Source organism: Streptomyces iranensis, from assembly GCF_017874715.1.
GTDB classification, from domain to species: Bacteria; Actinomycetota; Actinomycetes; order Streptomycetales; family Streptomycetaceae; genus Streptomyces; species Streptomyces iranensis.
In genome coordinates this window covers 234,553-260,057 of the sequence record NZ_JAGGLR010000019.1, presented here as the reverse complement: position 1 = coordinate 260,057, position 25,505 = coordinate 234,553, and the positions used below count along the sequence as shown (strand labels likewise).

The 25,505-nt window shown below is 68.7% G+C and carries 21 protein-coding genes and 3 pseudogenes; 10 read left to right on the top strand and 14 right to left on the bottom strand.

Annotated features, from left to right (window positions below; all coding sequences use genetic code 11):
* Positions 1–175: 175 nt before the first annotated feature.
* On the top strand, positions 176–4,369 hold the full coding sequence (locus tag J2Z30_RS32430) for an nSTAND1 domain-containing NTPase (RefSeq protein WP_044581762.1): 4,194 nt from the start codon (positions 176–178) through the stop codon (positions 4,367–4,369).
* Positions 4,370–4,693: 324 nt separating this feature from the next.
* On the top strand, positions 4,694–5,617 hold the full coding sequence (locus J2Z30_RS32425; protein WP_107073543.1) for an FkbM family methyltransferase: 924 nt from the start codon (positions 4,694–4,696) through the stop codon (positions 5,615–5,617).
* Between the two features lie 32 nt (positions 5,618–5,649).
* Here J2Z30_RS32425 and J2Z30_RS32420 read toward each other — a convergent pair whose 3' ends face one another.
* From J2Z30_RS32420 to J2Z30_RS32410, 3 genes are all read right to left on the bottom strand, one after another.
* Complete coding sequence (locus tag J2Z30_RS32420) at positions 5,650–6,264, bottom strand: dihydrofolate reductase family protein (RefSeq protein WP_044573454.1); 615 nt, start codon at positions 6,262–6,264, stop codon at positions 5,650–5,652.
* A 90-nt stretch (positions 6,265–6,354) separates the two neighbouring features.
* Positions 6,355–7,113, bottom strand: a complete 759-nt coding sequence (locus J2Z30_RS32415; protein ID WP_044573453.1) for a glycosyltransferase family 2 protein — start codon at positions 7,111–7,113, stop codon at positions 6,355–6,357.
* 2 nt (positions 7,114–7,115) lie between these two features.
* Positions 7,116–7,901: a GntR family transcriptional regulator gene (locus tag J2Z30_RS32410; protein WP_044573452.1), complete on the bottom strand. Its 786-nt coding sequence runs from the start codon at positions 7,899–7,901 to the stop codon at positions 7,116–7,118.
* 175 nt (positions 7,902–8,076) lie between these two features.
* Here J2Z30_RS32410 and J2Z30_RS32405 point away from each other — a divergent pair, with 175 nt between their 5' ends.
* Positions 8,077–8,688, top strand: coding sequence for a DJ-1/PfpI family protein (locus J2Z30_RS32405; RefSeq protein ID WP_044573450.1), 612 nt, complete (start codon positions 8,077–8,079; stop codon positions 8,686–8,688).
* 41 nt (positions 8,689–8,729) lie between these two features.
* On the opposite strand, the gene J2Z30_RS32400 is transcribed toward J2Z30_RS32405, so the two are convergent.
* The 3 genes from J2Z30_RS32400 to J2Z30_RS32390 all read right to left on the bottom strand — a co-directional run bounded on the left by J2Z30_RS32400 (position 8,730) and on the right by J2Z30_RS32390 (position 10,515).
* Positions 8,730–9,335 (bottom strand): ArsR/SmtB family transcription factor, encoded by a 606-nt coding sequence (locus tag J2Z30_RS32400; protein WP_044573447.1) that lies wholly within the window; start codon positions 9,333–9,335, stop codon positions 8,730–8,732.
* A gap of 218 nt (positions 9,336–9,553) precedes the next feature.
* On the bottom strand, positions 9,554–10,114 hold the full coding sequence (locus J2Z30_RS49990; RefSeq protein ID WP_245388670.1) for a hypothetical protein: 561 nt from the start codon (positions 10,112–10,114) through the stop codon (positions 9,554–9,556).
* Positions 10,111–10,515, bottom strand: coding sequence for an ATP-binding protein (locus J2Z30_RS32390; RefSeq protein ID WP_044573444.1), 405 nt, complete (start codon positions 10,513–10,515; stop codon positions 10,111–10,113). Before J2Z30_RS32390 ends, J2Z30_RS49990 begins: the two co-directional genes overlap by 4 nt.
* 158 nt (positions 10,516–10,673) lie before the next feature.
* Between J2Z30_RS32390 and J2Z30_RS32385 the strand changes: the two genes are divergently transcribed.
* Together J2Z30_RS32385 and J2Z30_RS32380 are read left to right on the top strand one after the other, a co-directional pair.
* Positions 10,674–11,216, top strand: coding sequence for a GntR family transcriptional regulator (locus tag J2Z30_RS32385; RefSeq protein WP_044573441.1), 543 nt, complete (start codon positions 10,674–10,676; stop codon positions 11,214–11,216).
* On the top strand, positions 11,213–11,995 hold the full coding sequence (locus J2Z30_RS32380; RefSeq protein ID WP_044573437.1) for a GntR family transcriptional regulator: 783 nt from the start codon (positions 11,213–11,215) through the stop codon (positions 11,993–11,995). Before J2Z30_RS32385 ends, J2Z30_RS32380 begins: the two co-directional genes overlap by 4 nt.
* 72 nt (positions 11,996–12,067) lie before the next feature.
* Here J2Z30_RS32380 and J2Z30_RS49985 read toward each other — a convergent pair.
* Positions 12,068–12,347: pseudogene (locus J2Z30_RS49985) on the bottom strand (transcriptional regulator); the annotation flags it as partial.
* A gap of 159 nt (positions 12,348–12,506) precedes the next feature.
* Here J2Z30_RS49985 and J2Z30_RS32375 point away from each other — a divergent pair.
* On the top strand, positions 12,507–13,130 hold the full coding sequence (locus J2Z30_RS32375; protein WP_044573432.1) for an ALF repeat-containing protein: 624 nt from the start codon (positions 12,507–12,509) through the stop codon (positions 13,128–13,130).
* 83 nt (positions 13,131–13,213) lie between these two features.
* On the opposite strand, the gene J2Z30_RS32370 is transcribed toward J2Z30_RS32375, so the two are convergent.
* Positions 13,214–13,666, bottom strand: a complete 453-nt coding sequence (locus tag J2Z30_RS32370) for a VOC family protein (RefSeq protein ID WP_209468930.1) — start codon at positions 13,664–13,666, stop codon at positions 13,214–13,216.
* Between the two features lie 574 nt (positions 13,667–14,240).
* Between J2Z30_RS32370 and J2Z30_RS32365 the strand changes: the two genes are divergently transcribed.
* Complete coding sequence (locus tag J2Z30_RS32365; RefSeq protein ID WP_044573429.1) at positions 14,241–14,588, top strand: trypco2 family protein; 348 nt, start codon at positions 14,241–14,243, stop codon at positions 14,586–14,588.
* A gap of 59 nt (positions 14,589–14,647) precedes the next feature.
* The gene (locus tag J2Z30_RS32360) at positions 14,648–17,989 is read left to right on the top strand and encodes an NACHT domain-containing protein (protein WP_209468929.1); all 3,342 of its coding nucleotides are present in this window, start codon (positions 14,648–14,650) and stop codon (positions 17,987–17,989) included.
* Between the two features lie 33 nt (positions 17,990–18,022).
* Here J2Z30_RS32360 and J2Z30_RS32355 read toward each other — a convergent pair whose 3' ends face one another.
* Together J2Z30_RS32355 and J2Z30_RS32350 are read right to left on the bottom strand one after the other, a co-directional pair.
* Positions 18,023–18,691, bottom strand: a complete 669-nt coding sequence (locus J2Z30_RS32355) for a P-loop nucleotide/nucleoside kinase family protein (protein ID WP_308280158.1) — start codon at positions 18,689–18,691, stop codon at positions 18,023–18,025.
* A 5-nt stretch (positions 18,692–18,696) separates the two neighbouring features.
* A pseudogene (locus J2Z30_RS32350) lies at positions 18,697–19,290 on the bottom strand (GntR family transcriptional regulator); the annotation flags it as partial.
* A 12-nt stretch (positions 19,291–19,302) separates the two neighbouring features.
* Here J2Z30_RS32350 and J2Z30_RS32345 point away from each other — a divergent pair.
* Positions 19,303–20,049 (top strand): annotated as a pseudogene (locus tag J2Z30_RS32345) (tyrosine-type recombinase/integrase); the annotation flags it as partial.
* Positions 20,050–20,127: 78 nt separating this feature from the next.
* On the opposite strand, the gene J2Z30_RS32340 reads toward J2Z30_RS32345, so the two are convergent.
* The gene (locus J2Z30_RS32340) at positions 20,128–20,889 is read right to left on the bottom strand and encodes a phosphoglyceromutase (RefSeq protein WP_044573418.1); all 762 of its coding nucleotides are present in this window, start codon (positions 20,887–20,889) and stop codon (positions 20,128–20,130) included.
* Between the two features lie 176 nt (positions 20,890–21,065).
* Between J2Z30_RS32340 and J2Z30_RS32335 the strand changes: the two genes are divergently transcribed.
* Positions 21,066–22,529 carry an MDR family MFS transporter gene (locus J2Z30_RS32335; RefSeq protein WP_044573416.1) on the top strand — a complete coding sequence of 488 codons (1,464 nt, stop codon included), beginning with the start codon at positions 21,066–21,068 and terminating at the stop codon, positions 22,527–22,529.
* A 26-nt stretch (positions 22,530–22,555) separates the two neighbouring features.
* On the opposite strand, the gene J2Z30_RS32330 is transcribed toward J2Z30_RS32335, so the two are convergent.
* From J2Z30_RS32330 to J2Z30_RS32320, 3 genes are read right to left on the bottom strand one after another with little or no spacing between them, the layout of a single operon-like run.
* Positions 22,556–24,547 carry a M48 family metallopeptidase gene (locus J2Z30_RS32330; RefSeq protein WP_044573415.1) on the bottom strand — a complete coding sequence of 664 codons (1,992 nt, stop codon included), beginning with the start codon at positions 24,545–24,547 and terminating at the stop codon, positions 22,556–22,558.
* The gene (locus J2Z30_RS32325) at positions 24,544–25,227 is read right to left on the bottom strand and encodes an RNA polymerase sigma factor (protein ID WP_308280156.1); all 684 of its coding nucleotides are present in this window, start codon (positions 25,225–25,227) and stop codon (positions 24,544–24,546) included. The genes J2Z30_RS32330 and J2Z30_RS32325 overlap by 4 nt, the downstream gene beginning before the upstream one ends.
* Positions 25,220–25,477, bottom strand: a complete 258-nt coding sequence (locus J2Z30_RS32320) for a hypothetical protein (RefSeq protein ID WP_209468928.1) — start codon at positions 25,475–25,477, stop codon at positions 25,220–25,222. Before J2Z30_RS32320 ends, J2Z30_RS32325 begins: the two co-directional genes overlap by 8 nt.
* Positions 25,478–25,505: the final 28 nt, after the last annotated feature.

Sequence of the window (25,505 nt, the reverse complement as noted above, 5' to 3'; positions counted from 1 at the left end):
TGATGGCCTGGCTGGACGGCTCGTGGTGGATGCGCTATCGCGCCATGATCCTGCCAGCTGCGCCTCCCACCGAGGAGGTTCCGGTATCACGCCACCGGTTTTTCCGCTGGTCAGCCATATAAAGTGAGTTTTCCGGTCCGGATGTCCAGCGCGGGGGAAGTAAGGAGTGGAGACCTTGAGTTCCGACTCGGGGGCACGCATAGCCTTCGCGGAACGCCTCGCACTGCTGTACAGGGAGGCCGGTAATCCTCCCCTCAAGAGTGTGGCCGAGGCGGTCGTCCGACTCCAGCGGACCGATGAGCGGGGGCGTCCCGTACGGGTCTCCGCCCAGCGGATCAGCGACTGGCGACGAGCGAAGAACGTACCCGCGCAGTTCGCCGCCCTCGCGGCCGTCCTGCATGTCCTGATACCCGACGCACGGCGCTCGCGGCCCGTGCCGGTGTCCCCGGGCCTGTACGACATGGCCCGCTGGCAACGGCTGTGGGAGCGTGCGCTGGCCGACCCGGTCGGCGAACGCCCCGCGCCGGCCGCCGAAGAAGAGGAAGGGCCCCCGGCCGAGGGCCCGGCGGTCCCCGGCGGCGTATGCCCGTACCGGGGCCTGGCCTCGTACCGCCGGCAGGACGCCCGGTGGTTCTTCGGCCGGGAGCGGAGCACGGACGCCCTCGTCACCCAGCTGCACGCGGCGGAGAAGACGGGTGGCCTGGTCGTGCTCGTGGGCGCTTCGGGGGCGGGGAAGTCCTCGCTGCTGAACGCCGGTCTGGTGCCCGCGTTGCGCACCGGGGCGCCGGGCGACGGGGACGGCCGGGCGAGGGGCGTACTGCAACTCGTGCCGGGCGGCGACCCGCTCGCCGAGGTGGCCCGCCATATCCCCGAACTCGCGCGCGTGGTCCCCACGGCGGAGGAACCGGACGAACCGGAATCGGACGCGGAATCGGACGCGGACGAACGGGCGGCTGACGGCCCACCAGCGGACGCACCGACAACAGGCGCGTCGGCAACAGACACGTCGACAACAGACGCGCCGGCAGCAGACAAACCAGCAGCAAACAATCCAGCCACCCACGAACCAGCCGCCCACGGACCAACCCCACACGAACCAGCGGCCGAGCCCGGCACCCCAGAATTCGCCCACGCGGTCCGCGAGGCCGTCGCCGCATGGGCGGACCGCGAGACGCCGTCCTCCGACGCCCGCCCCGTCGTGATCGTGGATCAGTTCGAGGAGGCGTTCACCCTCGGCTCCGACGAGGCCGACCGGCGTACGTTCATCCAGCTCCTCCACGCCGCCTGCACCCCCGCCGGCCCCGGTGACCCGCCCCCCGTGCTCGTCGTCCTCGGCATCCGAGCCGACTTCTACGAGCTGTGCCTGGGCTACCCCGAACTGGCCGACGCGCTCCAGCACCGGCACATGGTGCTCGGGCCGCTGACCACCGCCGAGTTGCGCGAGGCGGTGACCGGCCCGGCCAAGGCGGTGGGTCTGGAGCTCGAACCAGGGCTCGCGGAGCTGATCGTCCGGGAGGTGAGCGCCGACGGCCCGCGTGGGACGCATGACGCGGGCGTACTGCCGCTCCTCTCCCACGCCCTGCTCGCCACCTGGCAGCGGCGGAAGGGCGGACGGCTGACGCTGGCCGGTTATCGCGCGGCGGGCGGCATCCAGGGGGCGGTGGCGGCGACCGCCGAGCGGGCCTGGTCCAGCCTCGACTCCGAGGCGCGCACGGCGGCGAGGCTGCTGCTCCTCCGGCTGGTCCGGCTGGGCGAGGACACCCAGGCCACCCGCAGGCGGGGGACCCGGCACCAACTGGCGAAGGAGTCGACGGATCCGGGCAAGACGGAGGAATCGCTCGAAACACTGGTCCGCGCCCGCCTGGTGACGCTCGACGCGGAGACCGTGGAGATCACCCATGAGGCGCTGCTCCACGCCTGGCCACGGCTGCGCGACTGGATCGACGAGGACCGCAACGACCATCTGGTGCGCCAGCGGCTGGAGGAGGACGGCCGGTCCTGGGAGGGCTCGAACCGCGACTCCTCCCTGCTCTACCGGGGCTCCCGGCTGGAGCAGGCCCACACCTGGGCGAAGACCGCGGGGGGCACCTTTCTGACCCGTAGCGCGGTGGAGTTCCTGGCCGCTTCGGTGAGGCTGCGCAGGCGCACGGTGTGGCTCCGCCGTGGCGCGGTGTCGGCTCTGGTCGTGCTGGCGGTGCTGGCCGCCGGTACGGCAGTGGTCGCGTGGCAGCAGCGGGACGACGCGGTGTTCGAGCAGGTGGTCACCGAGGCCGATCGCTTCCAGAACACGGATCCGTCGCTGTCCGCCCAGCTCGCCCTGGTGGCACACGACTTGCGGCCGCACGACGAGGCCACCAGGAACCGGCTGCTGTCGGTGGTGAACGCGCCGCTGGCCACGCCGCTGCACGGCCACACCGGCGCCGTCTACCTCACCTCGTTCAGCCCGAACGGGCGGCTGCTGGCCACCGCCAGCTACGACCGGACCGTCCGGCTGTGGGACGTCAGGGACCGGACCCGCCCCAAACCGCTGGGCAAGCCCCTCACCGGCCATACGAGCTGGGTGAGCAGTGCGGTCTTCAGCCCGGACGGCAACACCCTCGCCAGCGCGGGCGACGACGGCACGATCCGGCTGTGGGACGTACGGGACCCCCGCCATCCGCGTCCGCTCGGCGCGCCCCTCTCCCACCATGACGGCACGATCTATCTGCTCGCCTTCAGCCCGGACGGGCGCACGCTGGCCACCGCCACGGAGAATCGCGTCATCCGCCTGTGGGACATGCGGCGCCCGGACCGGCCGAAGGCGATCGGCGCGCTGACCGGCGCCACCGCCGCCGTGCGCTCCGTGGCGTTCAGCCCGGACGGGCGGACACTGGCGGCCGGTGGCGACGACGCCTCGATCAGGCTGTGGAACATGGCCGATCCGCGCCGTCCGAAGCGGATCGGCAAGGTGCTGACCGGCCACAAGGATCTGATCCACTCCGTGGCGTTCAGCCCGGACGGCCGGACCCTCGCCAGCGGCAGCGCGGACAACACCATCCGGCTGTGGGACGTCGGCGATCCACGTCACGCGGAGTCGCTGGGCTCGCCGCTCACCGGCCACATCGGTCCCATATGGTCGGTGTCCTTCAGCCCGGACGGATCCATGCTCGCCGCCGCCAGCCAGGACAGTACGGCGAGCCTGTGGAACGTCAGCGATCCGGCGTATCCGTCACAGGTCGGCGAGCCGCTCGCGGGGAGCAGCGGCGAGATGTACGCCCTGGGCTTCAGCCCCGACGGGCGGACCCTCGCCACCGGGAGCGGCGACAACACGGTCCGGCTGTGGTCGATCCCGACATCGGACATGGTCGGCCGGATCGGGGTGTTCCGCCCGGACGGGCGGGTGCTCGCCACGGCCGGGCGCGACGAGAAGGTCCGGCTGTGGAACGTGGACGATCCCAACCGGCCGGTGCCGCTGGGCGAGCCGTTCGACCCCGGGGAGGGCTCGGTGCGGGAGCTGACGTTCACCCCGGACGGCCACACCCTCGCGATGATGACCGGAGACCGTCAGGTGCGGCTGTGGAACGTCACCGATCCGACCCGGCCCGTCCCGTACAAACCGCCCCTCCCCCTGCGGACCAGGTTCGCGGGCGCGCTGGGCTTCACGCCGGACGGGCGCATGATGGCGACGGCGTACAACGACAACACCATCCAGCTGTGGAACGTCAGCGACCCGTCGCATGTCCGCAAGCTCGGCAAACCGCTCACCGGCCACCGGGGCTACGTCAACTCACTCGTCTTCAGCCCGGACGGCCGCACACTGGCCAGCGGCAGCGCGGACAACACCATCCGGCTGTGGAAGGTGACCGACCCGCGCCACGCCACCCCACGGGGCGGGCCGGTCACGGGCCACCTCGGCCCCGTCAACGCGCTCGTCTTCACTCCGGACGGCCGCACGCTGGCCAGCGGCAGCGACGACAACACGGTCCGGCTGTGGGACGTCACCGGCCCCGGCAGGGCGACCCGGCTGCGGTCCCCGCTCACCGGCCACACCGACGCGATCGTGTCGCTGACCTTCAGCAAGGACGGCAACACGCTCGCGAGCGGCGGCAACGACAACGCGGTCCGGCTGTGGGACGTCACCGTCCCCTCCAAGGCCACGTCCATCGGCCAGTCGCTGAGCCCCAACGCCAAGACCGGCAATTTCCTGTCGTTCAGCCCGCACAGCCGGATGCTCGGGGTGTCCAGCGGCGCGGACACGGTCCGGCTGTGGAGCCTGGACGTGGATGAGGCGGTGCGTCGCATCTGCTCGAAGACGCGAGGCGTGCTGACCCCGGGGAAATGGGACGAATACCTCTCCCGGCTCTCGTACGCGCCTCCGTGCGGTCAGTAACGACGTTGCGCGAACGTTGCGTGATCGCGGTCACAACTGCTCCCGCAGGGGAGGAGTCGGCTTCCCCACCCCGGCGACCGCGTTACTCTTAGGTACAGCCCGACCGCTGGTGCATCCCCCGTCGCCAGCGGTCGGGCGCTTCCATGTCCGGGCCATGACCGGGGCATCTCCGGGCCATGTCGGGGCATCTCCGGGCGATGTCGGGGGCATCTCCGGGGGACACTGGGCACCGGTGCGGCGCGACAGCGAACGACCCGCGTACCGCACGCCGCACGCCGCACGCCGCACCACAAGAAGACGCCTCCCCCACCTGGAGACCCCGTGATCCGCAGGCTCGTCGACCAGGCCGCTCTCGACCTCGGCCGCGAGTACGTCCGCCACGCGCCCTGGAGCGCCGGAAAGCGGGCCCTGGTCGAACGCCATCTCAACGCCGCCCTGCGGGACCGCCCTCTGCACCGCCTGGCCCGTACGCGCTTCGGCGCCACCTTCGCCGTGGACACCCAGGACCTCATCCAGCGGTACCTCTACCTCTTCGGGGTCTGGGAGCCCCATATGACGCGGTGGCTCCAGCGCCGGCTGAAGCCCGGAGACGTCTTCGTGGACGTCGGGGCCAACATCGGCTACTACAGCGTCCTCGCCTCCCGCCTCGTCGGCCGCGGTGGGACGGTGGTGGCGATCGAGGCCTCACCGACGTTCCACCAGCTCCTCCGGCGCCACGCCCGGCGCAACGACCGCACCAACATCCGCGCCCTCAACGCGGCCGTCTCCGACCGCGACGAGCTGCTGACCTTCATCCTCGCCAGCTCCCGCAACATGGGCGCCAACAGCGTCGTCCCCTACGACGGCCCCGCCGAGTCCACCTTCGAGATCGCGGCCCAGCCCCTGCCCGACCTCCTCACCGACGACGAGATCACCAACGCCAGGGTCATCAAGATCGACGTGGAGGGCGCGGAAGGCAGCGTGATCCGCGGCCTCGTCCCCCTCCTCGACAAACTGCGCCCCGACGCCGAACTGACCGTCGAGGTCACCCCCCAGCGCATGTCCGACCTGGGCGACTCCGTCGAAGACCTGCTGGCCACCCTCAAGGGCCACGGCTTCCACGTCTACCGCCTGCCCAACGACTACGCGGCAGGCAGCTACCCCGGCGCCCTGCGGCGCCCGCCGGAGGTTCCGGTCCGCTGGCGGGGGCCGGTCACCGAGGAGAGCGACCTGGTCTTCTCACGGGTCGACGCGGAAACCCTGCCCTGAGTGGCCGTCCTGGGGGCCGAGGGCTGGGGCGTCTACTGGTCGTCCCGGGGCAGGTGGGTCTTGGCGTCCTCGTAGGTGGCGTCGGCGGTGGACTCGGCCGGGGCGTAGACGAGGTGCAGCACACCGGTGCTGAAGGTGGCGGAGGAGAGCAGTTTCAGCGGGATCGTGGTCTCGCTCTCGTCGAACAGCCGCATGCCCTTGCGGACGGCGATCGGGTGGACCAGCAGATGCAGCTCGTCCAGCAGGCCGTGCGCCATGAGCTGCCGGACGACCGAGACCGAGCCGCTGAGGGCGATGTCCCCGCCCGGTTCGTTCTTCAGCGCGGTGACGGCGTCGGCGAAGTCGCCCTTGAGCTGCTCGGAGTTCCGCCAGGTGAAGCTGAGGTTCTGGCGGGACAGGACGATCTTGCGCGCGTCGCCGAGCTTCTTGGCGAAGTGGGCGTCCTCACCGCCCGCCGCCTCGCGGTCCGGCCAGGCTCCGGCGAAGCTGTCGTAGGTCTTGCGGCCGATGAGGAGGGTGTCGGCCGCGCCGAGGCCCGCGTCGACGGCGGCGCCCATCTCGTCGTTGAAGTACGGGAAGTGCCACTGGTCGGGCGCCTCCACGACCCCGTCGAGCGAGATGAACAGGCTGGCGGTGATCTTCCTCATGACGCCCCTCCGTGGGATGCGGTCGGTGAGCTCTTCCTCCTCTCAGACCGGGGAGGCCGCACAAACTCATCGGTGGCGGCGAGCGGGTTCTCAGCGGGTGTCGTAGCGCCAGCCGTCCATGGCGGCCAGGACCCGGGCCCGCGCCTCGACCACCGCGAACCGTGCCGCGCGCTCGGCCGCGTCGGTGTGGGCGGACTGGCTGGTGACCTGGCCGGGCCACTTGCGGTAGAGCAGACCGGTCTCGGCGGTGAACCAGCCGCGGCTGACCGCGTTGAGGGCCATGAGGAGGCCGGTGTCCTCGGAGGCGGGGAGGGCCATCCAGCCGCCGAGGGCGAGGAGCAGCTCCCGGCGTACGAAGAGGGTGGCGGGGTGGACCTGGGCGCGATAGTCGTTCGCCCGCCAGAATTCGAGGACCGCGCCGCGTGCGATGGGCCCCTGCGGCGGGTCGCCCTCGAAGCCGACGGTGGAGCCGTCGGGCAGCAGGTCCAGGGCGCGGGAGGTGGCCCAGCCGAGATCGGGGTGGTCGGTGAGCGCGCGGAGATCGCGGGCGAGTGCGCCGGGGGTGAGCATGTCGTCGGCGTCCAGCACCTTGATGTACACGCCCTCGGCGCGGGAGAGCCCCATCGTGCGCGCCATCGCGGCCCGTCCGGCCCGGCCCTGTCCGAAGCTGACGCGCACGTCGTCGGGCACGTAGGGCCGTACGGCGTCCGACTCTCCGTCCTCCTGGATCACCCACTGCCAGTCCCAGCCGTCCGGCAGCTCCTGCTCGCGCAACGACTTGTGGGCGTCCGGCAGATGCACCGCGCCCGGGGCGTGGACGGCGGTGATGACGGTGATGGTGTTCGGCATGGTCACCACCTCTTCAGGGGCGTGGTGAAGACGAGTTCCGTACGGTCTCCGCACAGCGTCACGTCGGAGACCTCGACGACCCGATCGCCGATGTCCGTACAGATCTTCCGGAGGACGATCACCGAAACCCCCTTCTTGAGGCCGAGCGCCTCCACCTCCTCCACCGTCGGCGGCCGGGCCGTGATCCGTTCCTCTATGCGGTCCAGCTCGACGCCGATCGTGTAGAGCTGATTCTGGGTGCCGCCGGGCCAGGGCTCATGGGCGGCGTCGAGCAGGTCGGGGTTGGCGGCCACGACGTCATGGACCAGATAGGAGTGCACGAGCGCGAACGGCGCGTCCTCCTCGCGGCAGTTGGTGCGGTAGATCCGCTCCAGCAGCCGCGTGCCCACGGGGACCCCGAAGACCGACGCCAGGTCCTCATCGGCCTTCGCGTCGCGGTACTCGGCGTGAAAGGCGAGGTCGCCGACCTCCAGCCCGGTGTCATGCTCGGTCGACCCGGTCCGCAGCCGCTCCGCCCTGGACCGGCGGGCCCGGTCCTTCTCCCACTGGTGCCGCTCGTTGCTCCGCTCGACCCGCCGCCGCGGGGTCCGTACGAACGTCCCCACCCCGTGCCGCCTGTCGATCAGCCCCTCGGCCACCAGCTCCGACAGCGCCCGCTGCAGCGTCGGCACGCTCGTCCGATACCGCGCCGCAAGCTTGTCCTCGGCCGGAAGCCGCTCCCCGGGCCCGAGCTGACCTGCGCGGATGCTCTGCCGCAGGGCATCCGCGATCTGCTCGTACTTGGCCATGGATGCTCACCGTCCTCGGTCGTGCGGCCGCTGTGGACACTTCCAGCGTAAGTCCTAAAGACGTCTTAAGGACCGGGGCCAGGGCCGGACAGGCCACCGCCCACCAATTGGCCCGCGCCCCGACCACAGCACACCTGAGAGGCTGAGCCACCATGCCGTACTTGAGGGAGATGTCATGCAGCAGGTAGCCGTGGTCACCTTTGACGGATTCAACGAGCTCGACAGCTTCATCGCCTCGGCGCTGATCAACCGGTGCCGAAAGGCCGGCCTGGAGGCGTTCATCACGACGCCGACGCCGGTCATCACCTCCATGAACGGCGTCGAGGTCACCGGCCAGCGCCCGATGGAGTTCGTGACGGAAGCCGACGTCGTGCTGATCGGCAGCGGAGTGAAGACGCGCGACGTCGTCGCCGACGACCACCTGATCTCCAGGCTCCCCCTCGACCCGGCACGCCAGCTGATCGGCGCCCAGTGCTCCGGCGCGCTGGTCCTCGCCAAGCTCGGGCTGCTCGACTCCATGCCCGCCTGCACGGACATCAAGACCCGCCCCTTCGTCGAAGCCGCCGGCGTCACCGTCCTGGACGTCCCCTTCCACGCCGAGGGCAACATCGCCACGGCGGGCGGCTGCCTGGCGTCCCAGTACCTGGGCACTTGGGTCATCACCCGCGCCCTCGGGGACGACGCCGCCCGCGGCGTCCTCGACTACGTGGCCCCGGTCGGCGAGAACCGGGAAACCGTCGACCGAGCCCTGCGCGCGGTCCACACGGGCGAGGCCGCATTGAGCTGACGGCCGGCGCCTCAGCCGGCGCAGCTGATCGATGTACGGCGCTAGTCGTCGTCCGCTTCCGTTGGCAGCGTCAGCTGAGGGCGCTCCTGGTCGGGCAGCACAACAAGGCGGACGGCCATGTTGCGGGAGCCGGAAGGACGATCCCCCGGTTCGGTCGCGTACTTGCGCAGCAGTACCTGGTACTCCTCGACGAACGCCGCCACCTGATCCTTGGTCATCCACAGGCCGGAGCGCTGGATCTGGTTCCAGCCCGCCGAGTTGTCGTAGCCGGTGTACGCACTCACGACGAGACTCAGATCCTGCGTCATCTTGAGCGCGCCGATCTTCACCGCCGCTTCCCGTTCGTCGGCCGTCATGACGAGCCCTGGAGGTGTGAAGATGTCCGTCATCAGCGACTTCCACCAGCGTTCACGGCCGCTGGACTTCTCTTCGATCTCGGCGATCAGGTTGAGGCCCGCGAGCTTGCGCAGGTGGTAGCTGGTGGTACCGGTGCTCTCGCCGAGCGCCTTGGCGACGCTGGTCGAGTTCGCCTCGCCGTGCTCGCCGAGATAGCTCAGGATGTCTCGGCGCACCGGGTTGGACAACGCCTTGTAGAAGGCCTTGAGGTCCGGGCCGGTGAGAACCCTTGTCTCAGGACGCTCAGCCATGCGGCAACCCTACTGCAGAGAGTCTCTGCAGAATTGCAGAGACTATTTGCAGAACTTCTCTGCAATGGCTAGCGTAAGGACAAAGGTGCGGACAGGCGGGCCAGGCGCGCAGGCTGCCGGTGCCGCTTGCCCTTACATAGGGGGTTGTCCATGCCTGACTCACTGGACGCTCGGATACGGGACGAGATCGACGACCAAGTCGCGGAAGCGTTCGATGCCTATCTGGCGGACCGACTTGCCGAACCGGGACCACTACGCGCAGCCCTCGCAACGAAGCGCAGCGCCAAGGTGGTGCTGGGCACGATCGGGCTGGGCGCACTGACCACAGCCTTGGCCCCGGCGGACGCCACGGTGATCTGCTGGATCTGGGGTGCGATCGCTTCGATAGACGTCGCCTTCTTGCTGGGCGCCCGCCGCCATTGATGTGTGGCAGTTGTACCGCCGCCCCGATGGTGTGGCGCCTTGAACGCGTGGGGCGCGTGCAACTCACCGCCGGGCTTGGTGCGTTCATGTTCCGCGTTGCCGATGATGATGGCGTCGGCGCCGTCGATTTGACGCCTGAGCTTGCCGAGGACGTCGGTGCGGGCCGACTCGATCAGATCCTCCATGGCCGGGGCAGCGCCGGTCGCTGTTCCGGTGAGGACCCAGAAGGTCTTGTGACTGTGGTCGCGGACGACGCCCTGGCAGGTGCGGATGACCCAGTTCATCGCCACGGTGATCTCGTCGCGGTGGAGTTGGTCGAGGTCCGAGCCGCCGTTGATCTCGGGGTGGGCCGTCATTGGGCGCCTCCCTGGGCTCGCGTTGCCTTGACGGTGAACCAGACCGCCTTGCCGACCGTGTGCTCGATGTCGCCCCAGGCGTCCGCGAGTTCGCCTACGAGCAGCAGCCCGCGGCCGTTCTCGCTGTCCGTGCGCGGGGATTGGGCCGCCGGTCGGCCGGGGCCGGAGTCGCGTACTTCGATGCGCACCTCTTCCTCGGCCGCTTCGATCCGCACCCGGAACAGCCGACCCGGCGGGACACCGTGCAGGAGGGCATTGGTGGCGATCTCCGATACGCATAACTGGATCTCCTCCAAGCGGTCTACGTGACCCCATTCGGAGAGCGTGCGGGTGACGAACTGGCGCGTTGCGCGAATGGATGGCTTGCGTCGCGTGAAGAACTGCTGCCGCATCAGGGGCATGGCGAGTCACCGCCTCAGAGCTGGGTGTGAGAGCAGCATCACCTTATCGCTATTCGCGAAAGGTGGCGAGGTACTCTCTGAGGGTGGTGGCCAAGGGGTCGCTTACTGTGTAAAGCGGCAAGGTCGGCGAGTGTCGATCACGCTTGAGGAGGGGCTCAGTGGCCAGCGATGCGTGGATCAGTTCCTCGATGCCCTATCTGCGGCCTGTTGAGGGCGGCCAGGGCGACGCATGGGGTGAGGGAGCGGCAGCGCGCGGCAGGCGTGGGACGCAGCGCATCCTGCATGCCGGGGAGGTTTCCGCTCCGGCTGTCGTGGCCCGCCTTCTGGGGCTCGGGGACGGGGATACGGTCGTCGTACGGCGTCGGATCATGTACCTCGACGAGCAGCCGTGCGAGCTCACCGACTCGTACTACCCGGCGCATATCGCGGCAGGCACCGGTCTCGCGGGCACCGCGAAGATCCGCGGAGGAGCGGTGGTGCTGCTCGCCGAGCTGGGGCATGTGGGTCGCCAGGTCCGTGAGGACGTGACCGCGCGCATGCCGGACGCACAGGAGCGGGAGCTGCTGGGGACCGGCGCGGAGGAGCCGGTGCTGTGCCTGGAGCGGGTCATGCTCGACGGGGACGACCGGGCCATTCAGGCCGACCTGATCACGATGCCCGCCCAACGCCAGCGCCTGCGCTACGAACTCAGGATGGGATGACCGTGCCGAAGGCCGAACAGGACGCAGTCGACCGGCGGTCGCTGCACGAACGGATCGCCGCCGACCTACGGGACGAGATCATGTCCGGGGACCTTCCTCCCGGCACCAAGCTTCTCTCGACCGCCCAACTCAAGGAGCGATTCACTGCCTCGAACGCGACCGTTCAGAAAGCCCTGCAGCTCTTGAAGGACGAAGGGCTGGCGGTCGGCCGCGCCGGAGCGGCCGTCACCGTACGCGAACACCGGCAGCGCACCATGCGTCCCGCCTCGTACATGGCCCCGGCCGCGCCCGGAGAGCCGTACCGATGGATCAGTGAGGCCGCGGCGGGCCATCAGGCTCGCGGCAGCAGCCGACTCCTCGACGTCACCGAGATCCGTCCGCCCGCCGACGTGGCCGAAGCTCTGCGTATTCCGGAGGACGGCACGGCGCTGATGCGGGCACAGGTGCTGCTCCTGGACGATGAGCCGGTGGAACTGGTGAAGTCGTACTACCCGCTGGAGCTGGCTCGCGGAACGGCGATGATGGACCGCCGCAAGATCAAGGGCGGCACCCCGGCCCTCCTCGCGGAGCTGGGCCACCCGCCCCGCCTCAGCGTCGACAAGGTCTCCGCACGCGTACCGACGCAGGAGCAGTACACCGTGCTCGGCCTGCCGGGGAACCTTCCCGTCCTGCGGACGTTGCGCGTCGTCTACAGCGACGGCGAGCGCCCCATCGAAGCGACGGTGATGGCCAAGGCCGGGCACCTCTATGAGCTGCAGTACGAGTTCACTCCCTCGTGACCGCCCCCGAGAAATTCGGGGGTCGCCTCCGACAGCGAGCACGTCTACGAGAAGCCGCCGGTGCAGGACTGTGTCGCGGATATCGCGGCTGATCAAGGTGCGGAGGACGGGCCACATGCTGATCAGCAGGTCATGGTCGAGGAACTGCACCAGATCGTCGCGCATGCCCTCGGCCAGGGCGGTCCGGAGAGCTCATCCTCAGGCGAGGCTGGTCGACGTCGAACTGGGAGAGCCCGGACGATGCCATGTGCAGCGGCAGGCTGACGGTGCCGTGAGCCGGGCCAGCGAGTTCTGGGAGCTCAGCAGGGAGCCACCGAGCGAACTTGGCGCGGCGGAGCTCGGAAGCGCTCAACCGCCTGCCCTCGTCGTCATCAATTTCCCGGATCCGCACGCGTTCAGCCACGTGATCATTCTGGTCGCCCTTTTCCGGACTAACCGATTCCTCGTGCGATTTTGGTGCCTATGAGTGATCATCTGCCTACCTGAACTTCGAACACGGAGGCATACACTCATGAGACCGACGCGTGCCGTTCTGCTCGTCGTGGCCACCGCTCTGACCCCAGCCCTCCTCTTCACCGCCCCGGCGTTTGCCAACGGTTCGTCGGCTCCGGTCACCACCACCGTGGCGACCGTGTCCGACACACCGGTGGACGAGATGTCGGAGGACGAACTGCGTGCGGCGATCGCCGCCATTCTGGCGGACGAGGGCAGTGGCCGAGGGGTCGTCCGAGAGGCCAATGAGGCTCTCAACGGCACCGCGGATGACATGCGCGCCTTCCTGAAGACCGGCTACCGACTGGCCCAAGCCGAGGACGACCGGGTCGCCATCGCCCGCATCCTCCACGTCGCAACGCAGAACAATAACAAGCGCGTCATCGAGGAGGCCAACGAGCTCCTCGACAACAACTCCCCGGAGGAGATGCGCGCCTGGATGGAGACCGGCTACCGACTGGCCCAAGCCGAGGACGACGCCGTCTACATAGCTCGCATGCTCGCGGATCCGAACATCAGTGATGCCCTGCGCGCCGCGGCCAACGCCGCCCTCGACGACGGCTCCCCGGAGGCCCTTCGCCACTTCCGTGAGGTGGGGCAGTACATCGCCCAGAACTCGCCAGGGGCCAGGACGGTGTCCTGAGCGTGTCTGCGGCCCTCGCGTGCGCGACGGCGAGGTGGGTCTTGCCGGTGGTCGGTGGTCGGTGGTCGGTGGTCCGAGCAGGATCACGTGCTCGCGGGCGTGGAGGAGGCCGAGCTGTCCGAGATGCTCGACGAATCCATCCACATGACCTGCCAGCCGTGGCCGTCGAGGTCGTAGAAGCTGCGTGAGTACATGAAGCCGTGGTCCTCGGGGCCATCCGCTTCGGAGCCGCCCGCGGCGAGCGCGGCCTCGGTGACCGTGTCGACCTCATCGCGGGCTGACACGCTGAAGCAGTAGAGCGCCAGCGTGTGCGTGGTGGGATCGGCCATCGGCAGCTTCGCGAACTGCGCGAACTTCTCGTGGCTGAGCAGCATGACGTAGGCCTGCTCGCCGACCGGCATGCAGGCGGCGGTCTCGTCGGTGAACATCGGGCTGTAGCTGAACCCGAGCCGCGCAAAGAACGCTTTGCTGCGCTTGAGGTCCGCCACGGGGAGGTTTACGAACAGCATGCGGCCGGCGTGTGCGGGAGTGGTCATGGTGGGTCTCCAGTCCGAGGTCCGACGGTGTACGACGGGGTAGACCGGGCAAGCTCGCGGAACTCATCGGTGGAATACGGAACCGGCGTCAGCGGGCACGAAAATGCCTCCCACTCACACCGTAAGTGCGGGTGGGAGGCATGATCACAAAGGCTACTTCTTCTTGCCCTGGGTCTGGCGGGCCCGTTTTTCGGCCCAGGTCAGCAGATCGCGCCCCTCAACTGACCTGCGGTCGGGCGGTCGTTACTGGTCGTTGTTGGCCGTTGTTCGTCACCCTCGGAGGGCCCAGAGAGGGCCCGGCGACGTCGCCACGGACCCTCAGTGACCAAGAGGAGCAGCCTCCCACCCGGTTGGCGAGTACAGCCTTCCCACCCTTGCTGGGAAACGCGAGCGGCCCCGGATCGTCGCCTCATAACGCGGTAAGACGTCATCCAAGACCATGACCTGGCCGTTGCCGTCAGTGGCCCGTGGGCCAGGCCGCGTAGATGCTGGTGGCGAGAAGCAGCGAAGACTCGGCAGGGCCGGCTTCTCATCGCTACGCTGCTGCTTCTGGCATCAGTACCACGGGGGCGATGTGAACGGCGAACGCCATGAGGACACGGAAAATGCCATTGAACTGGGCAGCGCCGTGCAGGTCATCCGGGACGGGTTGGTCGCTGCCGCCGAACAGGCTGAGGGGCAGGATCTGACCTTCGAACTAGGCGACATTCAGATGGAGTTCACCGTAGAGCTGCGCAAGGAGCTCAAGGGCGGGGGCAAGGTGAAGGCTTGGGTCCTGGAGGCCGGGGCCGACGCCACACGGATGTCAGCCAAAACCCACCGGGTGGCGTTCACGCTCAAGCCCAAGGACAGTCGGACGGGTGATCCTTGGAAGGTGGGTAACAAGAGCCAGGGCAGCATCGATGGGTTCGGGTCTCGGTGATGCCAGCCGCGGGCAGAGTGGGGGACCACATAGTCACAGTCGCCCATCCCGTCGAGCGTGTGGTGGCCGTGCTCGGCCAGAGCCAGGGCACCGGCGTACTGCTGGCCCCGCACCTCATCCTGACCAGCGCACACCTTTTGAGCAGCGGCCAGCGACTTTCAGGGCAGGCCCAGGGGCAGCCCCTGTCAGTGGCGCACCCGGGCAGCTCGGACGTCGTTTCCTGCGAGGTGGTCTGGTTCAGCCTCGAACTCGACGCGGCCCTGCTGTTCGCCGAGCGGGACGTCCTGAGCCTCGATCAAGCCGCGGCACTCGGCAGCATCAGACTCGGTGAGCTGGCCACCGAGTCTCCGCTGCCCCACTGCGAGATCATCGGCTTCCCGGACGTGCAGCGGTATGGTGCCGAGGATCGACTCGACCTGGACCAATACACCGGGACCGTGCTTCCGGTTGCAGGACGCCTTCGTGGTGGTCTGACCTGCATGTTGGACATGCCTCCCGTCTCAGAGCGCGGAGACGGCCCCTCACCACTAGCTGGCCTGTCTGGATCCCCGCTCTTCGCTGGCCCAGTACTACTGGGCCTGGTCACCGAGATACCGAAGGAACGCAACCATCAGCGCGTCATGGCCGTCGCCACGTCGCAGCTCATGGGGGACCAGCGGTTCTCCGACCAGTTCCGCCGCCTGTGTGGTGACAGCTTCCGCCGCGAGAGCGTCACTGATTTCCATCGCCAGGACTTGCGTTACGAGCCGGACTACGCGAGCGCTGTCAGCGCCCGCTACCGGAAGACAGAAATCTTTGGCCTAGAGGAACTTGGACGCAACGAGTCCACCTGGGACTTGGAAACTGCGTATCTGCCGCTGGAGGCCCAAACCTCCGTCCATGCCAAGCCGGGTACGCCAGAGCTAGGCCCTCAGCGCATCAACGACCTACTCGCAGACCGTCCACGCATTCTGCTGCGCGGCGAGGCCGGAGCAGGCAAAACTACTCTGGTCTGGTGGCTGGCCGCGCACTCCGGCGCGGGCACTTTAGGCCCCGAACTCGCCGACCTTAACCACCTGGTGCCATTCGTCGTGCCGCTGCGTAGCATCCGTGCCCAGGGCCGCCCCTTCCCCAAGCCGGCCGAACTTCCCCTCGCCGCCGAACTCCAGGTCGACAACCCACCGGAAGGCTGGGCCCGCCGGGTTCTGGAATCCGGCCGTGGGCTGCTGCTGGTCGACGGATTGGATGAAGTACCGCGTAAGGACCGGACAGACGCTGCTAGTTGGCTCTCCGAGGTTCTCCACCGGTATCCGAAAACGCGGTGCATAGTGACAGTCCGCCCAATGGCCGTGGAGAAGAGGTGGCTCACCGAAGAAGGATTCGACGAGCTGCGGTTGCTGCCTATGCGCGACCCGGACATCAGGGAATTTGTAGCGGCGTGGCATCGCGCCGCCGTGGGATGTCGCAACGAGCTGGCCGAGCTAGAACGGGAACTGAACCAGCAGTTAGACAGAAATCTCGCGCTGCGAGATCTGGCTCGGACACCGCTGCTCTGCGCCGTGATCTGTGCCCTGCACCACCGCAATCGAGGTCTGCTGCCGGACAATCGTTGGGCTCTGTACCGTTCAGCGCTGGCGATGCTTCTCGGTAGCCGGGATACGCAACGGAAGATAGGTGCCGCTGAGGGCATCACGCTCAGTGTCGAGCAGCAACAGCAGTTGCTACAGCGCATTGCGGTCTGGCTGGTGCGCGGCGGTCAGACACAGCTGTCGCACGAGGACGCGATCGCACAGATCACCCTCGCTCTGAAGGGCATGGCCCGGGTCCGAAAGAGCGCCACGCCGGACCAGCTGCTGATCCACCTCCTTAATCGCAGCGGTCTACTCCAGCAACGCGACGGGGATGCAATCCAGTTCATCCACCGCACGTTCCAGGACTATCTGGCGGCCAAGGAGTTCCATGAGAGCGGCTCCCTGAACGAAATGCTGCGCCATGCCGCCGAGGAAGACTGGCAGGACGTGATACGGCTCATGGCCGGGCACTGCGGCAGAGGGCAGACAGAGACGATCGTAGAGAACCTGATCGCCCAAGGTGACGCAGTGGACGACCACGGAAAGCGGGTCGATCTATACGTGCTGGCGGCGCATTGTGCCTTCGAGTCCGCCTACTTCGAGGATCGGGACGAGGTCGAGGAGCGTCTGAGACGGCTCATGCCACCAGGGCAAGAAGACGTTGCCAAGCTGGTCTCGCTGGGACCGGACTTGCTGCCACTACTGCCAGGGCCGGACGGCCTCAGTGCCGAAGAAGCAGCCACAGTGGTACAAACCGCAGCAGGTGTTGCGGGCCGTGAAGCCATGGAGATCATGCAACGTTTTACAGTACGCGGGGAAGGCATTGTTCGATACCACCTGGCTGCTAACTGGGGAAAATTCCCAATTCAGGATTACGCCCAAGAGGTACTGTCCCGGATCCCTACCAAAGATATACCAGTATTGGAGGTCGATAGTCTTGAGAAGCTGGTACAACTCCGCAAGCTCGGCCCCATCGGCACGCTGAGAATACACGGCCCGCTACCACCCGCAGCGTTGGCCGGGGAATTGCCCGACGGGTGGTTGCAAGGGTTGCGCCTGGACAGCAATCCGTTGGTCGAAAACTTTGCGTGCCTGGTCGGACAGCAAGAGCTAAGCAGCCTGCAAATCACGGATTGCTTCCGCGTCACGGATCTGACGGCACTCGCTGCTCTACCGTTGCGCCATCTCTCTCTCAGCGCCGAGCATCTCCCCCTGACTGCATTGGATTCCATCAGCGGCATTGCGACTCTAGAACGGCTCGTCTTGCAGGCGCTCCCCCATGAATGCCGTGATGCTTTGCCCCGCGCACACCCCGGTGTCAAGCACCTCGTCATGAAGGCCCTGCAGCCGGTGGTACTGAGTTCGCTTCCCGAGTGGCAGGGGCTGCGGAACTTGCGTCTCAGCGGGCCCGTGAACATCTTCCACGCGCTGGATCTCGTACGAGAGTTGCCGCAACTCGGGACGTTGCAGGTCGAACTGCGGCGGATTCCAGATCTCGCACTCGTACGGCCGCTTCCCTGCGTCTACAGGTTGCACCTGAATAGAGTAGAAGACCCTTCTGACCTCGCGCAGATCGTGGCTAAGTTTCCCGCGCTCAGTTATCTGCAGCTAAATTTGAGGACCAGAAGTCACTGGAGTGCCACCGCCGATAGTTCACTCGACCTTACACCGCTGGCCGAACTTTCCAATCTCAGGCTGCGGGTCATGATGCCGCGGATAGACAACCCGGTAATTGGCGCTGATCTCTTCGGTGAACGCCTCCATCTGGCCAGAGGTTATACGGCAGCTCCCTTCTCCATCCGCAGACACGATCTTAGTCAGAGGGCCGGCGATCGACTGATGAGGGCCTGAAATGCAACGCAGCCTCGATGGGGCAGGGAAAGTTCAGGAAGAGGTTTCCATGGACGCGATCACGGCCTCAGCGTTGCCCTCGTAGAGGAGGTACGATTCGTCTGCTTGCGGCGGGATGAACCGGGTCCGGTACCGCTGAAGATCGCTCTCTGCAAAGTAGATCGAGTTGGGGTCGTCCTCGTGAAACTCGTTGCGCTTGCTGATCCTAGCCCAGAGTTCATCGTGGCTGGCTGCGAGATAGACCAGAACCGGGGTGGCGCCAGCTTCGGTGGCGATGGCTCGCCATTTAGTCCGATCCTCCGGGGTCCAAAAGCCGTGGTCGACGACGACATCGCGTCCAGCCTTGAGCTGTTTCCTGAGTTCAACCGCTACGTCTTCGAGCACCGGCCGCTCAAGAGTGGGGAATGTCCCTCGCGGGAAGTCCACGCCGTAGACGCCATGCCGGCGATACATCTCTTCGTCTGGGCACAGACGAACGAACCCGCGATCCGTGAGGGCGCGGGAAAGGGTGGTCTTGCCGGAGTCGGGGAGTCCGGCCATCAGGACGCAGAACGGTGGACGTGGTGACATCGGTCTCGTCATGGTCTGGGAGATGGCGGTCATCTCCGCTTCGGCTTCGAGGGTGTTCGCGCCAGCCCTTCGGGCCGCAAGCAGCAGTGGCCCTAGGCGCTTTTCGAGCACGTTCGCGAGTGTGTCATCCATGACTGTCATGGGGAGACCTCCGATTCCGTGCGCCATGTGCGGCCAGGACCCCCGAGGTCCACGCCGTATTCCACGGTGCTCCCCTCGCTGTTCACGAACTTTGCCGTCATCACGACCACCGGTTCCGTCGGCGGGTGTTCGGGGTCCAGCTCCAAGAGCTGTGCGTACTCCGGTGTCACCAGACGCGCTGAGGCCGTGTCGATGCGGTGGCTGATGGGGTGGCCGGTCACCTGGGCAATGAGCTGGAGCGAAGTTCCCCCGGTCAGTCGCTCGCTCTCCGCTAGCTGCGGGATCAGCTTTCCGTAGCGGGCAGGAATCCATGACGTGCTGTGGGCAACGATGCCGTGCCGGTCTCGGTAGACCCGGCTCCGGCGGATCACGTCGGAGCCGAGCTGAATGTCCAGCGCCTGGGCTACTTCAGCAGGTGCGGATACTACGGCTGCTTGATGCGAGTCGGACCTTTCGCCTGCCCCCCAGCTGGATCCGGTACGACGCCCGCGGTCCTGGCGCTGGGACCCCGAAGACGTCGGAGCCGGCTGGTCCAGAACCTCTGTCCCGATCCCGTGAATCCCCCGCACGAGCCCCTCGTTGCGCAGCTTGCACCGTGGATGGACGGGTACCTTCGCCGGAACCCCTGCAACTCTCGCACGGTGACGCTCCCCGAGATGGGCACGCGTCGCGTCGTGCCCTGGCAGCCGGAACGCGTCTTCGCCGTGCGGGCCGCCATGGTCGAACGCTTCCGCACCATGGTCGACGTGGGCGCCGGTTGCGGTCTACGGCAAGGCGAGATCCTCGGGCTGTGCGTCGATGAGCTGGACTTCGACACCGGCACCCTGCATGTGGTGCAGCAACTCAAGCTGAGCCTGAGCAAGCCCGTGTTCGCGCCCCCGAAGGGCGGCAAGCTCCGTGACGTACCTCTGCCCGATCCCGTGGTGGAAGCCCTCCAGGAGCACATCACGCGCTTCCCGCCCGTCGAAGTCACGTTGCCGTGGATGCGAGGGACCGGCCAGCCGGTGACCAAGCGGCTCATCTTCAGCGGACCCAACGGCGGGCACGTCTGGCGTACGTCGCTGAACGAGGACCACTGGAAGCCCTCGCTGGCCAAAGCGGGCGTCATCCCCGAAGCGAAGAGCCGTGAGCACGCCGCCGCGCGGGAGCACGGCATGCATGCTCTGAGGCACTTCTACGCGTCGGTTCTGCTGGACGCGGGCGAGAGCATCAAGGCCGTCAGTGAGTACCTGGGGCACTCCGACCCGGGGCTGACTCTGAAGGTGTACGCGCACCTGATGCCCAGCAGCCGGGACCGCGCCCGGAAGGCCATTGGCCGCGCGCTCCGACCGCAGGAACCGGGGCAGTGAGGGCCCACAGTGGGCCCTCGCCGTGAAAACGCCCCCGATCCGCGCCATACGCGCAGGTCGGGGGCATGATCGCAAAGGCTACTTCTTCTTGCCCTGGTTCTTGACTGCCTCGATGGCGGCCTTCGCGGCGTCCGGGTCGAGGTAGGTGCCGCCCGGGTTGACCGGCTTGAAGTCGGCGTCCAGTTCGTAGGAGAGCGGGATGCCCGTCGGGATGTTCAGGCCCGCGATGTCGGCGTCGGAGATGCCGTCCAGGTGCTTGACCAGGGCGCGGAGCGAGTTGCCGTGGGCCGCGACCAGAACCGTCTTGCCCGTGAGCAGGTCCGGGACGATGCCGTCGAACCAGTACGGGAGCATGCGGACGACGACGTCCTTGAGGCACTCCGTCCGCGGGCGCAGCTCCGGCGGGAGGGTCGCGTAGCGCGGGTCCGCGAACTGGGAGTACTCGGCGTCGCGGTCCAGCGGGGGCGGCGGAGTGTCGTAGGAGCGGCGCCACAGCATGAACTGGTCCTCGCCGAACTCGGCGAGGGTCTGGGCCTTGTCCTTGCCCTGGAGCGCGCCGTAGTGGCGCTCGTTCAGGCGCCAGCTGCGGTGGACCGGGATCCAGAGGCGGTCGGCGGCTTCCAGGGCGAGCTGCGCGGTGCGGATGGCGCGCTTCTGGAGGGACGTGTGGACCACGTCGGGGAGCAGGCCGGCGTCCTTCAGCAGCTCACCGCCGCGGACGGCCTCCTTCTCGCCCTTCTCGTTCAGGTTGACGTCCACCCAGCCGGTGAACAGGTTCTTCGCGTTCCACTCGCTCTCGCCATGGCGGAGGAGGATCAGCTTGTACGGTGCGTCGGCCATGTCGTCGAGCCTACTGGACCGGTCCGAGGGGCTCGGTTTGACGGACCCCGTCAATTGACTGGCGGGGTGGGGGTCGTATCGGTAAGTTGCGGATGCTGGTTGTGCCACTTACATGCCGCGCCGCTCATGGGGCGCGCGGCTGACCGGCCGTGGCATTCACAGGGGGGAGTCGTCCGGTGTCCGTCGTCCGACTGAGGCAGGCCGCGAAGGAGAGCGTCTCGGGGTTGCCCCGGGAGTTCTGGTGGCTGTGGACCTCCACGCTGGTCAATCGGCTGGGTGGGTTCGTGGCCACCTTTCTTGCCATGTACCTGACCGTGGATCGTGGCTATTCGGCGTTGTTCGCCGGGCTGGTCGGGGCGCTGCACGGGCTGGGCGGGGCCGTGTCGGCCGTCGTCGCCGGGGTGCTGACCGACCGGCTGGGGCGGCGGCCCACGCTGCTGGTCTCGCAGCTGTCGACCGCGGTCACGGTCGCCACGCTGGGCTTCGTCCAGAACCCGGTCGCCATCGCCGTCGTGGCCTGTCTGGTGGGGATGACCAGCAACGCGTCACGGCCCGCGGTGCAGGCGATGATCGCCGACATCGTCGCCCCCGGGGACCGGGTACGGGCCTTCGCGCTCAACTACTGGGCCATCAACCTCGGCTTCGCCGTCTCCGCGGCGGCGGCCGGGCTGATCGCGCGCCATGGCTATCTCACGCTCTTCCTGGCGGATGCCGGGATGACGCTGATGTGTGCGGTCATCGTCTTCGGCAAGGTTCCGGAGTCCCGGCCCGAGCGGGAGCGTGCCGCCGAGGGTGCGGCGGTGGAGTCGGAGCGCGAGGTCGGGTTGGGCGCGGTGCTGCGGGACCGGCGGTTCATGGCCGTGGTCGCGCTGTCGTTTCTGGTCGCGACCCTCATCCAGCAGGCGTTCGTGGCGCTGCCCGTGGCGATGGGGGCGGACGGGCTGTCCAGTACGGACTTCGGCGTCGCGATCGCGACGAACGGCGTGCTGATCGTGGCCGTACAGATCCCGGTGACGCGGTTCCTCGAGCATCGCGATCCGGCACCGCTGCTGATGGTGTCCGCGCTGCTGACCGGTGCCGGGTTCGGGCTGACCGCCTTCGCCGGGTCGGTCGGGATGTACGCGCTGGCCGTGATGGTCTGGACGGTCGGCGAGATCATCAACTCTCCGACGCAGATGGGGCTGGTCGCCCGGCTCTCCCCAACCCATGGGCGCGGCCGCTACCAGGGGATGTACACCCTGTCGTGGTCCCTCGCCTCGCTCATCGCCCCGCTCGCGGGCGGCGCCGTCATGGACCGCTTCGGCGCGGACGCCCTGTGGGCGGCCAGCGCCGTGGTGGGCCTCGTGGCGGCCGGAGGGTACGTGGCGCTGGGGCGCGCCCTGCGGAGCCGGCCTGCGGCCGGGGACTTCGGGGGTGGGGTGGATGTGGGTGCGGGTGCGGCTTCGGGTGCGGTTTCGGGCCCGGCTTCGGGTGCGGGTGCGGCTTCGGTTTCGGGTGCGGGTGCGGCTTCGGGTGCGGGTGCCGGTGCGGTTTCGGCTTCGGGTGCGGGCCCGGCTTCGGGTGCGGGTGCGGTTTCGGCTGGTGGGGCTGGTGCCGCCTCCGGTGGTGGAGTGCCTGCGGTTGGGGCGGGCTCCTCGTAGCGGGGCCGGGCTGCCTCCGGTGGGAATCAAGGCGTGGATCTCGGGATGATCGGCTCGATGTGGATGCTCGGCACTGAGCGTGGGGGCAGGCGGTATGTCGGGGGCGTCGGCCAGGCCGGGAAGGTGGGCCGCTGGTACGTCGGGAACGGAGTGGGCTCCGTTCCCGTGCCGCCGCCCGGCTGGTAGCGGTCGTTCCAGCGGGTCACCGGTGTTCCGGGGTAGCTCGGCTCGTCCCGGTTCGCCCATAGGACGAACGTCAGCCCCGTCAGCCCCAGCAACACGGTGAGTGCCAGCGCCCGTACGGCGGTGATGCGTTGGCGTGCGGGGCCGGTGGCACCAGGCGCGATGCTGATCCGTCGCGCCTTCCCCCTCGGCGCCGGCGTGGGCAGCGGTGCGCGTTCGTCCACACCCAGGGCGGCCAGGTGCAGCCCGAGCCGCTGGGTCTGGCCGGGGAGTCGTACGGCGGTGTCGGCCCAGGTGCGGATGGTCTCGGGGGCGATGCCGTCGGGCGGTACGAGGATGCTGGGGCCGGTCCAGTTCATGGCCCAGTACGCCGTCCCTGGCGCCACCAGTTGCGCCCCGATCAGTACGGCCAGGGCCTCTGCCAGGGGGGCGAGTGGGTCCTGTTCGGTCTGATCGCCACGGGGCATTCGCCCGCCCTCGGGCAGCCGGGCGTTCAGCGCGCGGGCCAGCGGCATACGGCGGCCGCCGTCCAGCAGTCGCAGCACTCGGTGGATTGTCAGTGTGTCCGGCTCCGCCTTCGGCCGGCCCATCCCCTCCGTCTCCTCCACCCCTCGTACCGCCTCCGCCAGCGGGGTCAGGATCCGCGTCGCGCGGTGCTCCGCCAGCTCGGTGAGCCAGTCCCGCCAGGGGACCCTCGTGCCCGCGTCCGGGCCGGACAGCAGGACGCGGCCCAGTTCGACGGCGTACCGCGGCTGAACGGAGAGAGGTTGTGGGGAGGGGAAGGGTTCGGCTCCGGGCTCCTGCGCGGGCTGGCGCGCCAATCGTTCCAGCCGTTCGAGTCGTTCCAGCCGGACGGCCAGCGCCGGATGCGCGTCGTCCGGTTCCGCGGGCCGCTCGACGGCTCGGGCGCGCAACGCGGCCATCGGCTCCCGTAGTTCGGGCGCCTCGACCATATGGGCGAAGGCGCGGAACGGATCGTCGGGGACCCGGCCCGTCGTCCGACGCATCGGGACGACGAAGTCCGCGAGGAACTCCTGCCACGCCGCCTCCAGCGCCGCCGTGGAGCACAGCGCGTCGGCGACGGCGCCCGGACCGGCCACCCGCGCCGCCTCGCGATCGGCCTCCAGCTCCTGCCGCCGCCGGACCGGGCGGGTGAGCCAGCGGAAGACGTGGGTGTAGAGGCCGAGCAGCAGCAGCGGCACGCCCGCGTACAGCCGCACCAGGTCGTTCGCGGCCGACGCGTCCTGGATCGCCTGCCGGGCGGCGACCAGGCCCGCCGCGCTCCGGTGGGCGACCGCGCCGAAGCGGCTGTGGCGGCCGGAGAAGTGGCCCAGCTCATGCGCGAGGACGGCGCGCAGTTCGGCGGGCGACAGACCGGCCAGCAGGGGCAGTCCGAGGTAGAGGACGCGTCGGCCGGGGGCGAGGCCGAGGAGCGGTGCGTCCTCGGTGACGGAGGCGTTGACCTCGGCGGTCAGCTTGATGTAGCCGGGTGGTCTGGTGCCGACGTCGAGGGCCAGCTCCTCGACCGTGCGCCATAACTCCGGCGCACCGCGCCGGGTCACCGTCACCGCGTCCTCGCGCGGGGCGGCGGGGCGGCCGGTGCGGATCACCGCCCACACCATGCCGAAGACGATCGGGGCGAACGCCGCGCAGGCGGTGACGACGGTGGTGGGCGGCGTCGTGGCCTCCGGCGTTCCCGCGGTCCATAAGGCGGCCACGAGAAAGGCCGCCCAGAGCAGCACCATGGCCGCGACCAGCGCGTAGAAGACGGCGAGCAGGGCGAGGGCGAGGAGCGCGCGGGCCGCGGCGAGGAGCGCGCGGGCGGTGGCGATCATCGACGCCCCCGGATGCCGTCGGCGCCGTCCCCAGTCCCGCCCCGCAACGCCCGGCCCTCGCCCCTGAACCCGGCCGACAGCCACTCCGCGGCCCCGCACAGGGCCACGCTCAGTGGGTCCTTCGGGGTGCGGGTCAGGAGGCGGTCGGTCGCGCGGCCCAGCTCCGGGGAGACGTCGAGCAGCAGGCTCAGCCGGGCGCGGGCCTTGTGGAGGTTGCTGCCGACGCTGCCCACGGAGATGCCCAGCTCGGCGGAGATCGCCTGGTAGCTCATGCCCTCGAGCGAGTGCATGACGACCACCTGGCGCTGGCGCGGCGGCAGCGTGCCGAGGGCGCGCAGGGCGGCCAGTGCCTCGGCGGTCTCCTCCACGCTCGCGGTCGTGGCGGCGGGGACGGTCAGCTCGACCGGCTTCCAGCGGAACCACCAGCGCCGCCCGTCCCGCGAGAGCTTGCGCCGCATGGTGGTGGTCACCCATGCCTCGGGCGAGGCGCACGCCCTGACCTCGGGCCAGCGGCGCATCGCCTCGATGTACGCCTCCTGCACCGCGTCCTCGGCGTTCTGCCGGTTGTCGCTGAGCATCACCGCGCGGGCGGCCAGCCAGGGGTAGGTGCGGGCGTAGAAGGCGTCGAACTCCTCCTCGGGCCGCCCGCCGCGCGTGGTCTCCTCGACGGTGTCACTCACCACGATCGCCCCCGCCCCGCTCGCCCCGCTCGCCCCGATCCTCCGGCCGCCGCCTTATGGTCAGCGCCGCGCCGTCGGGACGGCGGTCGGTGAGGACCGTGCCCGGCTCCGTCCTGTTCACCAACTCGGTTAGCGTGCGCGCCCGGAGCCGTTCTCCCGAGCGCGCCGCCAGCCAGCGGATGACGTCCCCCATCAGCCGTAGCACCCCCACCGTCACGACCGTTGCCACCGTGAGCCACGGATTGTCCATGAGCACCGTTGTGTCTCCTCTTCATGGT